Here is a 13,523-nt window from a genome sequence, read left to right as displayed (position 1 = left end):
CCGGGGGGGGGGGGGGCCCGGGCGCGGGGGGGGGGGGGCGCCGCCGGGGGGGGGGGGGGGGGGGGGGGGGGGGGGGGGGGGGGGCGGGGGCCCCCCCCCCCCCCCCCCCCCGCCCCCGCGCCGGCGTCAGGGCTCCGTGCCCCACACCGGCGAGCCGGCGACGTACGCGACGACTCGGGGCGCGTCGATGTACGTTCCGGTGGTGGCGGCGCGGCTGTAGTCGTCCGACTCGTCGAAGGCGGACCAGTCGGTCTTGTTCAGCCGCAACTGGATGTCGCCGGTGGAGGCGCCGGCGGCGAGGCTGCCGGCGCCGGCGGTGAAGCCGACCTCCAGATAGTGCGTGGCGCCCGCCTTGCCGCCGCCCGCCGCGACCACGCGGTGCGTGACGTTGGCGGCGCCGAGCTGGGCGTAGTCGCACCAGGTGCTGTACGTGGCCGCGCCGGACTCGCCGCTGAACCAGTACCGCAGGGTCAGCGTCGACAGGCTCAGCGCGCCGCCGCCGGTGTTCACGATCCGCAGGCCGGGCTTGATCTGGTTGTCGGTGACGGCCTGGTCGTTGTTGCGGTACTCGACCTTCACCGCCCCGGTGCCGGTGCCCGTCCCGGTCGTCGCCCTCACCGCGGCGGACGGCTGCGAGGCGTTGCCCGCCGCGTCCCGGGCGGTGACCGTGTAGGAGTACGCGGTGGCGGCGGAGAGCCCGGTGTCGGTGAAGGACGTGGACGTCGCGCTGCCCACCGGCGTGCCGTCGCGGTACACGTCGTACGCCGTCACCCGCACGTTGTCCGTCGAGGCGGTCCAGGCGAGCGCGACGCTGCTCGCCGTGGTGCCGGTGACCCGCAGCCCGCCCGGCACGGTCGGCGGCTCGGTGTCGTCGCCGGGACCGCCGGGGGTCTCCCCGCCGAGCAGTTCGCCGTAGGCGGCCAGCGCGAGGGCCAGGGCGGCCTGGGCCCAGAAGCGGTGGTACGTGAACACCGGCGCGGCGCCGCCGTCGAGGTACGTCTGCACCTTCTCCCAGTCCGGGTCCTCGCGGTACCAGGAGCGCAACTCGATGAAGGTGACGCCGGGTGCGATGGGGTCGCCGTGCGGGGAGGTGCCGGACCATCCGGCGGGCACGTACACCTCGTCGTCGAAGCGGTTGTAGTCGCGGCGGGTCTCGGGGACGGCGATGCCCTTGCCGTCGGAGTGCGCGGCCATCGCGTCGAGCAGCGCCTTGGCCAGCGCCGCCGCGTCGGCGTCCGCGGCCCTGGCGGCGTAGTAGACCAGCGTCATGACCAGGGCGGCGCCGACGCCGACGTCGTCGGCGTAGTCCACGACGTCCACGTGCAGGCCGGCGTTGGCGCCCGGGTTCGCGGCGTTCCAGGTGTCGGGGGCGCCGGTCCACCGCAGGGTGGACGGGAAGCGGTAGCTGCCGTCGGCGCCGACGGTGGTCTCGGCGGAGGCCCAGGCGACCCACTTGGCCAGGACCGCCCCGGCGTCGGCGTTGCCCGTCGCGTGGTAGTACTGCGCGACGCGCTCCATGCCCCAGACCTGGAAGCCGAACCAGTTGTTGCTGGGCGGGTCGTGGTAGACGGGCTGCCAGTCGTAGGGCATGCCGTAGAAGGTCGGCGTGCCCGCGGGCGGGGCGCCGTACTGCCCCTCCCAACTGTTGGTGCAGCCGCCGGCGAGGGCGCCCTCGGTGGACTGCAGCCAGCGCAGGAACTCCAGTTGCCGGGTGAGGGACTTGGCCCAGTCGCTCTTCGCGGTGGGGGACTTGGGGGTCAGCTCGGGCACGGTGGACAGCGCCCAGGCGGCGAAGGGGTTCTGGTAGCCCTGGTGGGAGGCGCCGTCGCCGATGCGCCAGGCCCAGCCGCCGCCGCTGCCGGTGGAGCCGCCCCAGGCGTAGTACCAGGACAGCAGGTAGTGCTGCGAGGTGCGGCCGGTGCCCGCGGGGCAGCCGGTGGGGCTGTCGCAGTCGCCGATCTGCTTGAAGTACTTGTCGAACATGGCGTAGCGCAGGTAGTCGCCCATCTTCGCAGCCCGCGCGACGGACTCCGATACCAGTCCTTCGTTGCCCTGCGCCCTCGCCCAGGTCAGCGCCCAGTACGCGGCCTGCACGGCGCGCGCGTCGGCGTCGGGGGCGTTGGTGTACTTCCACTGCCGGGCGTAGGAGGCGTCGCCGACGAAGAGGTCGAGGTAGCCGTTGGGGCCGCCGAACTCGAAGAGGTCGGTGGTGGGCTGCGGGATCGTCTCCCAGACCGACTCCTGGGAGCCGCGCTGGTAGCTGTTGATGAAGGACGCGCCGGGCCCGGGGCCGTTCTGGCCGCCGGTGCCGGGGGTGTTGCCGTAGCCGTAGACGTTGTCGAGGTCCATCAGCCAGTGCATGCCGTAGACGTCCATCGTCCCGTACGCCGAGGCCAGTTCGGCGGCGATGGGGTCCTGGCCGACGGGCACGCCGGGGTCGAGCTGGGAGGGGTAGGACGAGACCTCGGGGTGCTCGGGCGCGTAGGTGGCGGGCGAGCCCGGGTTGTACGAGCCGCTGCTGGCCTGGTCGGCGTGCGGCGGGATGATGGAGCGCTCGGCGGTCTCCCAGGCGCCGTTGAACGGGGCCCAGTCGCCGGTGACCCTGCCGTACGCGGCCTCCAGCCAGATCCAGAAGCTGAACGCCTCCGAGGTGGTCTGGTGGCCGTGGTCGGGCGCCTCGACGATCAGGGTCTCGACGCAGTGGTAGGGGATGCCGTCCGGGCTGAAGTAGCCGTTGGCCGGGTCCTTGATCTTCTCGTACTGGGCGAGGAAGGCGTCGGTGTACGGGGTGGCGGCGACGGCCTTCGCACGGTCGCCCGCCGGCGCCTGGGCGGCGTGGGCGGTGGCGCCGGCCAGGGCCTGCCCGGCGCCGAGGGCGACGAGCGCGCCGCCGGCGGCGGTGGTGAACGATCTTCGCGACAGCCGTGCGGACTCGTCGGGAGTGCGGGGTGCGTGCACGAATCCTCCTGGAACTGGAAGGTGTTCGGGCGTGCGGACGCGCGAGCGGACGGCGTGGGGGGACAGCCGGGCCGGGCGCACGGGGCCTGTGCGCGCCCGGCCCGGCTGAGCTGACCGGACGGGGTGCCTGGATCGGTTCGCCCCCGTCCTCGCCTCGCGGAAGGAGGTGCAAGTCTTGAAGTGTGGGAGCGCTCCCAATCTCCCGAAGGGTTATGCACCTGTCAACCCTCCGGACAGAAGTCACCCGCTCGGCGTCCGATGTCATTCGAGCGGCGTTTCTGATATCGTTTAAAGCTGGGCCGTAGAGGAGGGCGCCATGGCGAGAACCGTGATCGACCTGGACGACGACATCGTCGAGCAGGCCATGCACCTGTACGGCGCCAGGACCAAGGCGGCCGCCGTGCGGGCGGCGATGGAGGAAGGCGTGAAACTGCGCCTGCGCCGCGAACTGTTCGAGGCTATCGACGAAGGCGAGTTCGAGGACATGTTCGCGGAGATCCGGGCCAAGACCGGCCCACGGCACGCGGACGGCACCCTCAAGCGGCCCGGGGAGACCACCGCTGCATGAAAGAGCGCTACCTCATCGACAAGTCCGCGCTCGCCCGCCGGGGCAAACCCGGAGTACGCGAACGGCTCGACGAGCTGAACCGGGACGGCCTCCTGGCCGTCTGTGCCCCGGTCGAGTACGAGATCCTTTACTCGGCCCGCGACAAGGCGGAGGCTACGCGCTTCCGCACCCTGCTGCGCGCTTTCGACTATCTCCCGTGCAACGACGCAGAGTTCGAGCGAGCCCTTGAGGTGCAGTCACTCGCGATGAACTCGGGCTTTCACCGTGCGCTGTCCCTGGCCGATGTGCTGATCGCGGCTACCGCCGAGCGTCACCGGGTGACCATCCTGCACTACGACGGCGACTTCGACATGATCGCCGGCGTGACCGGGCAACGGGCCGACTGGGTCGCGCGCCCCGGCACAGCCGACTGACCCGCGCAGCGTACGTCCGCAGCCGTCACGGGCGGCACGACCGGCGGCGCTGACCCGGGCCACGACGAAGTCACGGCTCACCGCCGGGCGGACCCGGCCACCGGGTCCGCCCGCGTGCGTTCAGCCCTCGGGGGGGCCGACCCGGGTCAGCCTGAGGCGCGTACCACCAGCTCGGTCGGCAGCACCACGTGCCGCCCCCCGGTGGCGTCCTTCGCGTCGATCCCGTCCAGCAGCACCCGCACCATCGCCCGCCCCATCTCCTCCGTGGGCTGCCGGACGCTGGTGAGCGGCGGATCGGTGTGCCGGGCCACCGGCGAGTCCTCGAAGCCGACGACGGCCACCTCGTCCGGCACCGTACGGCCCGCCGCCCGCAGCACCTGGAGCGCGCCCGCAGCCATCACGTCGGAGGCGGCGAAGACCGCGTCCAGCGCGGGCCGCCGCTCCAGCAGCTCCTGCATCGCCCGCCGGCCGCCCTCCTCGGTGAAGTCGCCGACCGCGACCAGCCCCGCGTCCTCCTCCCGGCCCGCCGCCTTCAGGGCCTGGCGGTAGCCGTCGAGCCGGCAGCTCGCGACGTACATGTCGGCGGGGCCGGTGATCGTCGCGATCGCCGAGCGCCCGCGGCCGATCAGATGGTCCACGGCCGCCTGCGCGCCGCCGGTGTTGTCCGAGTCGACGTACGGCACGGCCTCGCCCGCCGCCCGCCGGCCGTTGAGCACCGCCGGCAGCCCCATGGCCGCCAGCATCTCCGGCAGCGGGTCGCCCTCGTGCACGGAGACCAGCAGCACGCCGTCGACCCGGTCGGCGCTCAGATACGCCGCCAGCCGCTCCCGCTCCCGGGGCGAGCGGATGAGCGTCAGCAGGAGCTGCTTGTCCGTCTCCGCCAGCTCCGCGCTCACCCCGCGGACGATGTCCGAGAAGTACGGCTCGGAGAACAGCCGCGTCTCCGGCTCCGGGATCACCAGCGCGACCGCGTCCGCGCTGCCGGCCGCGAGCGCCCGCGCCGCGCGGTTGGGCACGTAGCCCAGCTCCGCGACCGCTCGCTCGACGGCCGTCCGCGCCTGCTCGCTGACCTGGTCCGATCCGTTGATCACCCGGGACACCGTCCCCCTGCCCACCCCGGCTCGCGCGGCGACCTGCTCAAGCGTCGGTCTTCCACCGCGCCCGCCGCGCGCCACCGGCGTACGCCGATCCCTGACCGCCATTCCACCCTCCCGCGTTATGGCTGTCTGCTGACTGTCCGATTCTCGCCCCCGGCCCCGGTCCGCGGCCCGCGCCGAAGCTAACAGCCGCGTAACGGGAGCCAGTCGAGATGTCCGGTCCCTTGACACCCCCTCACCGACAGGCCACCCTTCAACCAATCACTTCTGGGAGCGCTCCCACTCTACTGGACCCATAGAGAACCCGCACGAAAGCCCGCCCGAGCCGCCACTCCCGATCCCCCCTCGTAGACCTCCGGCAGGAGCGGCACGCGTCAGGGCGCTAGGAGGATGCAGTGCGCAGTTACCGCACGACCCGACGGGCCGTGGGCCTTTTGGCCGCAGCCGCTCTGGGCACCGGGTTGCTCAGCGCGTGCGCGAGCGATGACGACGACGGCGGCTCGAAGGCCGCCTCCGAGGACGGAGGCGGCGGGAAGACCACCATCACGATGGGGCTCTTCGGCACCTTCGGCTTCGAGGAGGCCGGACTCTACGACGAGTACGAGAAGCTCAACCCGGACATCACCATCAAGCAGGACGTCATCGAGCGGAACGAGAACTACTACCCCGCCCTCCTCAACCACCTGACCAGCAACAGCGGTCTGGCCGACGTCCAGGCCATCGAGGTCGCCAACATCGCCGAGGTCGTCGACACCCAGGCCGACCGCTTCATGGACCTCGGCAAGGCCGAAGGGGTCTCCGAGGACGCCTTCCTGGACTGGAAGTGGCAGCAGGCCACCGCCGACGACGGCAAGACCATCGGTCTCGGCACCGACGTCGGCCCCATGGCCGTCTGCTACCGCAAGGACCACTTCGAGGCCGCAGGACTGCCCACCGACCGCGAAGAGGTCGCGAAGCTCTGGGAGGGCGACTGGGAGAAGTTCCTCGACGCCGGCCGGGACTTCAAGAAGAACGGCCCCGAGGGCGTCGCCTGGGTGGACTCCGCCGACGCCGTGTACGACGGCGCCATCGCGTCCAGCGAGGGCAAGTACTACGACGAGTCCGGCGAGGTCATCTACAAGGACAGCCCGGACGTCGAGGCCGCCTGGGGCATCGCCTCCACCGCCGCCGAGGAGAAGCTCACCGGCAACCTGGAGCAGTTCACCAAGCAGTGGGACCAGGCGATGAGCAACGGCGACTTCGCCACCATCTCCTGCCCGGCGTGGATGCTCGGCTACATCCAGGAGAAGGGCGGCACCAAGGCCGAGGGCAAGTGGGACGTGGCCATGTCGCCCAGGCCCGGCAACTGGGGCGGCTCGTTCCTCGGTGTGCCCGAGTCCGGCGAGCACAAGGAGGAGGCCGCCAAGCTCGTGGCCTGGCTGACCGCGCCCGAGCAGCAGGCCAAGCTCTTCGCCGAGCGCGGCAACTTCCCCAGCGCCCCGCCCGCGTACGACATGGAGGCGGTCAAGACCGCCACCAACCCGTACTTCGGCGACGCCCCGATCGGTGAGCTGTTCTCGGCCGCCGCCGAGGAGATCCCGGTGCAGACGATCGGCCCGAAGGACCAGGTCATCGACGACAACATCGGCAACGGCCTGCAGTTGATCGAGCAGGGCAAGCAGGACCCCGACGGCGCCTGGGACGAAGCCGTCAAGGCCGTGGACAACGCCCTGGACCAGTGAGCGCCCGGCCATGACGCAGACTGGTACGGCCGTGGACGCGCCCCCCTCCGCCGAGGGGGGCGCGGCCCCGAAACGGCCCGCGACCGAGGACCGGCGGCAGAAGTGGCGCAGCCGCCGCTACCGGTGGGACGCCAAGCTCAGCCCGTACGCCTTCATCTCGCCGTTCTTCCTCTTCTTCGCCGCCTTCGGCCTCTTCCCGCTGCTCTACACCGCGTGGGCCTCGCTGCACCGGGTGGAGCTGACCGCGCCCACCGACATGGAGTGGGCCGGACTGCACAACTACACCCGGCTGTTCGAGGACCACTTCTTCTGGAACTCGCTGTGGGTCACCTTCACCCTCGCGGTGCTCTCCACGGTCCCGCAGTTGCTCATGGCGATGGGCCTCGCGCACCTGCTCAACTACAAGATGCGCGCCGCCTCCTTCTTCCGGGTGGCGATGCTCGCGCCGTACGCCACCAGCGTGGCGGCGGCGACGCTGGTGTTCGCGATGCTCTACGGCCGCGACTACGGGCTCATCAACTGGTTCTTCGGCCTGTTCGGCGTGGACGAGATCGACTGGAAGAGCGGCGACTGGACCTCGAAGATCGCCATCTCCACCATCGTGATCTGGCGCTGGACCGGCTACAACACCCTGATCTACCTGGCCGCCATGCAGGCCGTGCCGCACGACCTCTACGAGTCCGCGGCGCTGGACGGCGCGTCCCGCTGGAAGCAGTTCCGCTACGTCACCATCCCCTCCCTGCGGCCCACGATCCTCTTCACGGTCGTCGTCTCCACGATCGGTTCGGTCCAGCTCTTCGGCGAGCCGCTGCTCTTCGAGGAGGGCGCGGGCGCGTCCGGCGGCCCCGACCACCAGTTCCAGACCCTGGGCCTCTACCTGTACGAGCAGGGCTGGCGCAACCTGCACCTCGGCCGGGCCGCGGCCATCGCCTGGGTGATGTTCCTGATCCTCGTGGTGATCGGCATCGTCTTCGGCCTGATCTCGCGCCGGCTGCGGAAGAGCTGAAGGGAAGCTCATGGCAACGCTGACAGAGACCGCCCCCGAGACCGCGGCCCCGGCCCGCCGCCGGCGGCGCGCGCCGAAGGCCGGGGAGGCCGGCGGCCAGCAGCGGGCGGGCAAACTGACGTACGCCGTCCTGCTGCTCTTCACCGCGATCTCGCTCTTCCCGCTGATCTGGACCGCGATCGCCGCCTCCCGCACCAACGAGCGGCTGGCGGAGACCCCGCCGCCGCTGTGGTTCGGCGGCAACCTCTTCGCGAACATGGAGACCGCCTGGTCCGACGCGAACATGGGCCTGGCGCTCTTCAACACCACCCTCGTGGCCGGGGCGATCGCCGCGGGCACCGTGCTCTTCGGCACGCTGGCCGGCTTCGCCTTCGCCAAGCTGCGGTTCCGCTTCAAGAACCTGCTGATGCTGCTGGTGATCGGCACGATGATGGTGCCGCCGCAGCTCAGCGTCGTACCGCTGTACATGGCGATCGCGAAGCTGGAGTGGATCGACCAACTGCAGTCGGTGATCCTGCCGTTCATCGTGAGCGCCTTCGGGGTGTTCTTCATGCGGCAGTACCTGATCCAGGCGCTGCCCACCGAGCTGATCGAAGCCGCCCGGGTGGACGGCGCGAGCAGCGTGCGGGTCATCTGGCACGTGGTCTTCCCCGCGGCCAGGCCCGCGATGGCCGTGCTGGGGATGCTGACGTTCGTGATGGCCTGGAACGAGTTCTTCTGGCCGATCATCGCGCTCACCCAGGAGAACCCGACCGTGCAGGTGGCACTCACCAGCCTGGGCCGCGGCTATATCCCCGACCAGTCGGTGATCATGGCGGGCGCGCTGCTGGGCACGCTGCCGCTGCTGCTGCTCCTGCTGCTGTTCGGCAGGCAGATCGTCGGCGGGATCATGCACGGCGCGGTCAAGGGCTGACCGGCCGTGGCCCGTTCGCCCCGCGGCGGTACGACCCGCGCTCCGCCCGGGGGTCGTCGAGCTACGACCGGCCCCGTTGTCCACGACGTTCGTCACCGCCGAGATTGGGAGCGCTCCCAGATGTCCGACACCACCGCCACCTTCCCCGAGGACTTCCTGTGGGGCACGGCCACCGCCGCGTACCAGATCGAAGGCGCCGCGCGGGAGCACGGCCGCACCCCCTCCATCTGGGACACCTTCTCGCACACCCCGGGGAAGACCGCGGGCGGCGACACCGGGGACGTCGCCGTCGACCACTACCACCGGCGCACCGAGGACGTCGGGCTGATGGCCGGGCTCGGCGTCGGGGCGTACCGCTTCTCCGTGTCCTGGCCGCGCGTCCAGCCCACCGGACGCGGGCCCGCCGTGCAGCGCGGGCTCGACTTCTACCGGCAGCTCGCCGACGAGCTGCTGGCGGCCGGCATCAAGCCGGTGCTCACGCTCTACCACTGGGACCTGCCGCAGGAGCTGGAGACCGCGGGCGGCTGGCCGGAGCGCGACACGGCACACCGGTTCGCCGACTACGCCCGCCTCGTCGGCGACGCCCTCGGCGACCGCGTCGAGCTGTGGACCACGCTCAACGAGCCCTGGTGCAGCGCGTTCCTCGGCTACGCCGCCGGGGTGCACGCCCCCGGCCGCACCGACCCGGTCGCCGCCCTGCGCGCCGCGCACCACCTCAACCTCGCGCACGGGCTCGCCACCGACGCGCTGCGCACCGCGCTGCCGGCCCGCGCCCAGATCTCCGTCAGCCTCAACCCCGCGGTCGTACGGCCGCGTACGGACTCCGAGGCGGACCGCGACGCCGCCCGCCAGATCGACGCGCTGGCCACCCGCATCTTCACCGGGCCGATGCTCGACGGCGCGTACCCGCCCGACCTGCTGGACGACACCGCGCGGCTGACGGACTGGTCCTTCGTACGGGACGGCGACCTGCCGCTCATCAGCCGGCCGCTGGACTCGATCGGCCTCAACTACTACACGCCCACCGTGGTCTCCGCCGTCTCCGGCGACGCGAGGCCCGAGCGCGCCGACGGCCACGGCGGCGGCGCGCAGTCCCCCTGGCCGGCCGCGGACCACATCGCCTTCCACCAGCCGCCGGGCGAGCGCACCGCGATGGGGTGGACCGTCGATCCGACGGGGCTGACGGAGCTGCTGCTGCGGTTCACCGCCGACGCGCCGGACCTGCCGCTGTACATCACCGAGAACGGCGCGGCGTACGACGACAAGCCGGAGCCGGACGGCTCGGTCCACGACCCGGACCGCATCGCGTACCTGCACGGGCACATCGGCGCCGTGCACCGCGCGATGGCGGAAGGCGCGGACGTGCGGGGCTACTTCCTGTGGTCGCTGCTGGACAACTTCGAGTGGGCGTACGGCTACGCCAAGCGGTTCGGCGCGGTGCACGTGGACTACACGACGCAGCAGCGCACCCCGAAGTCCAGCGCCCACTGGTACGCGGACGTGATCCGCGCCGGGGCGCTGCCGCCGCCCGGCGTCTGACGGACGGCGCGACGCCGCCCGGCGGGCCGGGGCACAGCGGAGCCGCGCACAGCAGACCGGCGCCCGGCCACGGGCGGAGAGACGGGCGTCCGCCGGACCGGCAACCGGCGGGCGCCACATGGGGAGGGCGAGGGCCGTCGCGGCCCGGGCGCAGGCCGCCGCGTGACGGGCGGGGGCCCGCGGCCGGCGCGGCGGGCCGGCGCCTTTCAGGGGCGGGGGCCGCCGCCCGCGCTACGCGCGCCGCGCACCCGCGCCCGCGCCCGCGGCGGCCCCCGGCCCCGCACCCGCGGCTCCGCTGCCCGCACCGCCGCCCCGGCCCGTACCGGCACCCCGGCCCGTACCACCGCCCTTGCCGCCACCGCCCCCTTTGCCCGTACGGCTTCCGCCGCCCTTTCCCGTCCCCCTGCCTGCGCCCGTGGCCGCCGTCCCGTCCCCGTCCCCCGCGCCGTTTCCCGAGCCGTTTCCCGCCGGGCGCTCCGCAGCCCGGCCGCGCCGCCGCCGTACGACCCGGTGCCGCTGCCGGCCCCGCTCGCCGTCCGCCGCGGCGGGGCCGGTGCGAAGCGCCAGCCAGAGCCGTATCTCCGCGCCGCCCAGCACCGACCGGCCGATCCGCACGTCCCCGCCCGTCGACTCCGCGACCCGCCGCACGATGTCCAGACCCAGCCCCGTCGACCCGGGACCGCCCTGCCCCTGGCCGCGGGCGAGCGCCGCCTCCGGGTCGCGGATGCCCGGCCCCGCGTCCGAGGCGAGCACGATCACGGCGTCGCCGGCGTGGTGCACGTCGACGGAGAAGTCCGTGCCCTCCGGGGTGTGCCGGAAGACGTTGCCTATGAGCGCGTCGATCGCGGCGACCAACTCGGCGCGCGCCACCGGCACCTGCGCCGGCCTGTCGACCCCCGCCAGCCGCGCGGACCTGCGCTCGTCCTCCGCCAGCGCCGACCAGAACTCCATCCGCTCCCTGATCACCGCCGAGACGTCGCAGCCGACCACCGCCGCCGCCTGCTGCCCCGCGGGCCGGCCGCGCTGCTCGCGCACAGTGGCGATGATCTGGTCGATCTCGCGCTCCAGTTGGGCCACCGCCTGCCGGGTCTGCTCGGCGGCGCCGCTCTCGCCCAGGGAGGCGGCGTTGAGCCGGAGCACGGTCAGCGGGGTGCGCAGCCGGTGGGAGAGGTCGGCGGCCAGCTCGCGCTCGTTGGCCAGCAGCAGCGCGACCTGGTCGGCCATCGAGTTGAACGCCACGGCCGCCGAGCGCAGTTCTGAGGGCCCGGACTCCTCGACCCGGACGCCGAGCCTGCCCTCCCCCAGGTCGTGCGCGGCGCCCGCGAGCCGGCGCGCGGGCCGCACCATCCGGGTGCCGAGCCGGTCCGCCACGGCGACGGAGCCCGCGATCAGCGCCAGGCCGACGCCCGCCAGCACGAGCCACGCCAGCGCCACGCCCTCGGTCAGCTCCCCCGCCGGCACGAACACCTCGACGACAGCGACCCGGTCGCCCTCGACGGCGATGGGCTGGAGCAGCGTGTGCCCGCCGGCGACGGCCACCAGCAGCGACGTGCCCGCGCCGGAGGCGCGCTCCACGTCGGCCGCGCCGGCGCGCGGCTCCCCGATCCGTACCGCCGACATGCCCTCCGCGCTGCCGCGCGGCACGTGCACGGCGATCCGCCCGCCCGCGCCGGCCTCGGTGCTGCCGACCGCGCGCTCCAACTGCTCGGCGTCGGTGGTGATCGCCAGCGCCGGGCCGATGCCGGCGGCGATCCGCTCGGCGTTGGTCAGCGCCCGGTCCCGGGCCATCTCCTTGACGACCAGCCCGAGCGGCACGGCGAAGGCGACCACGACCATCACCGTGACCGCCAGGCACACCTTGACCAGCGCCCACCTCATGCGGGCGGGATCCCGGCCGGCGGGTCGAGCTTCACGCCGACGCCGCGCAGGGTGTGCAGATAGCGGGGGCGCGCGGCGGTCTCGCCGAGCTTGCGGCGCAGCCAGGACAGATGGACGTCGATGGTCTGGTCGTCGCCGTACGACTGCCGCCACACCTCGGACAGCAGCTCCCGCCGCGGCACGACGACGCCGGGCCGCTCGGCGAGGAACGCCAGCATGTCGAACTCGCGCCTGGTCAGGTCCAGCTCGCGGCCGTCCAGCTCCGCGCTGCGCCGCCGCAGGTCGATGGCGAGGCCGCCGACGCGCAGTTGCCGCGGCGGCGGTACGGCGGCGGTGCGGCCCCCGGCGCGGCGCAGCACGGCACCGAGGCGGGCCTGCAGATGCTCGACGGAGAAGGGCTTGACGAGGTAGTCGTCGGCGCCGTCGTTGAGGATGCGGACGATCTCGGACTCGTCGTCCCGCGCGGTGGCGACGATGACCGGCACGTCGGTGAGGCCGCGGAGCATCTTCAGCGCCTCGGCGCCGTCGAGGTCGGGCAGCCCGAGATCGAGGATCACGACGTCGAACCCGTGGTGCGCGACCTCGCGGAGCGCCTCCAGCGCCGTGCCCACGCTGCGCACGGTGTGGGCGGCGTCCGTGAGATGCCTGATCAGCGCGGAGCGCACGAACTGGTCGTCCTCCACCAGCAGCACACATGCCATGTCCGGCAACGTACGCCAAAAGCGCGGTGTGCGCCGCCCCGCCTCCGCCCGCCTGTGGACAACCCGCGGCAAGCGGTTCCCGCCGGGGTGCGGCACCGCGGGGGCGGGTGCGGCAGGATAGGGCCGATGCGTCGAAGGCTTGTGCACGCGCTCGCGTGGACCCTGGCGACACTGGCGGCCGTGACCGTGTCGTGGTTCGGGGTCAGGCTGGTGCTGGACAGCACGTCCGACCGGCCGCACACGGTGCCGCTGTCGGGCCGGGCGCCGTCGTCGCCGCCTCCTTTAGTCGGCACGGCGACGGAGCGGCCCGCGCCGCCCTCGCCGACTCCGGAGCCGGAGACCCCGTCGGCGCCGGAGCGTTCGCAGGGCCCGCCGGAGCGCGAGCGGCCCACGGAGAGCCCCGAGGGCACGGACGCGGCGGAAGAGGGTCCGGGGGAAAGCCCGGGGGACGGCGCCGCGGACGCGGGGCAGCAGGACCTGCCGGCGGCGAGCGCGACGGGGGACGTGCAGACGTATCCGGTGGCCGGCGGGCGGGTGACGTTCGAGATGGCCGCCGACGCCGCGGAGTTGGTGTCGGCGACGCCGGACGCCGGGTGGCAGATGCAGACGTGGGAGCAGACGACGTGGATACGCGTCGACTTCGTCGCCGACGGCCGGCGGACGTCGGTGATCTGCACGTGGCACGACGGCCCGCCGCGGGTGGAGACGAACGAGTACGCGACCTGAAGG

General features: G+C 73.2%; 11 protein-coding genes. 7 read left to right on the top strand and 4 right to left on the bottom strand.

From position 1 onward, the window contains the following. Positions 1 to 126 precede the first annotated feature (126 nt). Complete coding sequence (locus ACFYVJ_RS13560) at positions 127 to 2,958, bottom strand: glycoside hydrolase family 48 protein (protein WP_388890169.1); 2,832 nt, start codon at positions 2,956 to 2,958, stop codon at positions 127 to 129. A 316-nt stretch (positions 2,959 to 3,274) separates the two neighbouring features. Here ACFYVJ_RS13560 and ACFYVJ_RS13555 point away from each other — a divergent pair, with 316 nt between their 5' ends. Beyond that, complete coding sequence (locus ACFYVJ_RS13555) at positions 3,275 to 3,526, top strand: type II toxin-antitoxin system VapB family antitoxin (RefSeq protein ID WP_388890166.1); 252 nt, start codon at positions 3,275 to 3,277, stop codon at positions 3,524 to 3,526. After that, positions 3,523 to 3,939: a PIN domain nuclease gene (locus ACFYVJ_RS13550; RefSeq protein WP_388890163.1), complete on the top strand. Its 417-nt coding sequence runs from the start codon at positions 3,523 to 3,525 to the stop codon at positions 3,937 to 3,939. The genes ACFYVJ_RS13555 and ACFYVJ_RS13550 overlap by 4 nt, the downstream gene beginning before the upstream one ends. A 146-nt stretch (positions 3,940 to 4,085) precedes the next feature. Here the strand turns inward: ACFYVJ_RS13550 and ACFYVJ_RS13545 are convergent, their stop codons facing one another. Then, positions 4,086 to 5,141 carry a LacI family DNA-binding transcriptional regulator gene (locus ACFYVJ_RS13545; RefSeq protein ID WP_388890160.1) on the bottom strand — a complete coding sequence of 352 codons (1,056 nt, stop codon included), beginning with the start codon at positions 5,139 to 5,141 and terminating at the stop codon, positions 4,086 to 4,088. A gap of 443 nt (positions 5,142 to 5,584) precedes the next feature. Here ACFYVJ_RS13545 and ACFYVJ_RS13540 point away from each other — a divergent pair, with 443 nt between their 5' ends. The 4 genes from ACFYVJ_RS13540 to ACFYVJ_RS13525 all read left to right on the top strand — a co-directional run bounded on the left by ACFYVJ_RS13540 (position 5,585) and on the right by ACFYVJ_RS13525 (position 10,215). After that, positions 5,585 to 6,757, top strand: a complete 1,173-nt coding sequence (locus ACFYVJ_RS13540) for an extracellular solute-binding protein (RefSeq protein ID WP_388890435.1) — start codon at positions 5,585 to 5,587, stop codon at positions 6,755 to 6,757. A gap of 10 nt (positions 6,758 to 6,767) precedes the next feature. Next, positions 6,768 to 7,763, top strand: coding sequence for a carbohydrate ABC transporter permease (locus tag ACFYVJ_RS13535; protein ID WP_388890157.1), 996 nt, complete (start codon positions 6,768 to 6,770; stop codon positions 7,761 to 7,763). Between the two features lie 10 nt (positions 7,764 to 7,773). Further along, positions 7,774 to 8,676 (top strand): carbohydrate ABC transporter permease, encoded by a 903-nt coding sequence (locus ACFYVJ_RS13530; RefSeq protein ID WP_388890154.1) that lies wholly within the window; start codon positions 7,774 to 7,776, stop codon positions 8,674 to 8,676. Positions 8,677 to 8,796: 120 nt separating this feature from the next. After that, on the top strand, positions 8,797 to 10,215 hold the full coding sequence (locus ACFYVJ_RS13525) for a GH1 family beta-glucosidase (RefSeq protein WP_388890152.1): 1,419 nt from the start codon (positions 8,797 to 8,799) through the stop codon (positions 10,213 to 10,215). A 231-nt stretch (positions 10,216 to 10,446) separates the two neighbouring features. On the opposite strand, the gene ACFYVJ_RS13520 is transcribed toward ACFYVJ_RS13525, so the two are convergent. Next, positions 10,447 to 12,093 (bottom strand): ATP-binding protein, encoded by a 1,647-nt coding sequence (locus ACFYVJ_RS13520; RefSeq protein WP_388890150.1) that lies wholly within the window; start codon positions 12,091 to 12,093, stop codon positions 10,447 to 10,449. After that, positions 12,090 to 12,794 carry a response regulator transcription factor gene (locus tag ACFYVJ_RS13515; RefSeq protein ID WP_388890148.1) on the bottom strand — a complete coding sequence of 235 codons (705 nt, stop codon included), beginning with the start codon at positions 12,792 to 12,794 and terminating at the stop codon, positions 12,090 to 12,092. Before ACFYVJ_RS13515 ends, ACFYVJ_RS13520 begins: the two co-directional genes overlap by 4 nt. Positions 12,795 to 12,920: 126 nt before the next feature. On the opposite strand from ACFYVJ_RS13515, the gene ACFYVJ_RS13510 reads away from it, so the two are divergent. Next, positions 12,921 to 13,520, top strand: a complete 600-nt coding sequence (locus ACFYVJ_RS13510) for a hypothetical protein (RefSeq protein WP_388890145.1) — start codon at positions 12,921 to 12,923, stop codon at positions 13,518 to 13,520. The last annotated feature ends 3 nt before the right edge of the window (positions 13,521 to 13,523 follow it).

The sequence above is a fragment of the Streptomyces sp. NPDC004134 genome (assembly GCF_042874195.1).
In the GTDB taxonomy this organism is placed as follows: Bacteria; Actinomycetota; Actinomycetes; order Streptomycetales; family Streptomycetaceae; genus Streptomyces.
Note: the sequence above shows the minus strand (reverse complement) of the source record. Positions and strands in the feature narration are given on the sequence as shown.

Excerpts from the sequence above, each read along its gene's own strand:
- ACFYVJ_RS13555 (WP_388890166.1), top strand. The coding sequence starts at position 3,275 with ATGGCGAGAACCGTGATCGACCTGGACGACGACATCGTCGAGCAGGCC.
- ACFYVJ_RS13535 (WP_388890157.1), top strand. The coding sequence starts at position 6,768 with ATGACGCAGACTGGTACGGCCGTGGACGCGCCCCCCTCCGCCGAGGGG.
- ACFYVJ_RS13520 (WP_388890150.1), bottom strand. The coding sequence starts at position 12,093 with ATGAGGTGGGCGCTGGTCAAGGTGTGCCTGGCGGTCACGGTGATGGTC.
- ACFYVJ_RS13510 (WP_388890145.1), top strand. The coding sequence starts at position 12,921 with ATGCGTCGAAGGCTTGTGCACGCGCTCGCGTGGACCCTGGCGACACTG.
- ACFYVJ_RS13525 (WP_388890152.1), top strand. The coding sequence starts at position 8,797 with ATGTCCGACACCACCGCCACCTTCCCCGAGGACTTCCTGTGGGGCACG.
- ACFYVJ_RS13550 (WP_388890163.1), top strand. The coding sequence starts at position 3,523 with ATGAAAGAGCGCTACCTCATCGACAAGTCCGCGCTCGCCCGCCGGGGC.
- ACFYVJ_RS13545 (WP_388890160.1), bottom strand. The coding sequence starts at position 5,141 with ATGGCGGTCAGGGATCGGCGTACGCCGGTGGCGCGCGGCGGGCGCGGT.
- ACFYVJ_RS13540 (WP_388890435.1), top strand. The coding sequence starts at position 5,585 with ATGGGGCTCTTCGGCACCTTCGGCTTCGAGGAGGCCGGACTCTACGAC.
- ACFYVJ_RS13515 (WP_388890148.1), bottom strand. The coding sequence starts at position 12,794 with ATGGCATGTGTGCTGCTGGTGGAGGACGACCAGTTCGTGCGCTCCGCG.
- ACFYVJ_RS13530 (WP_388890154.1), top strand. The coding sequence starts at position 7,774 with ATGGCAACGCTGACAGAGACCGCCCCCGAGACCGCGGCCCCGGCCCGC.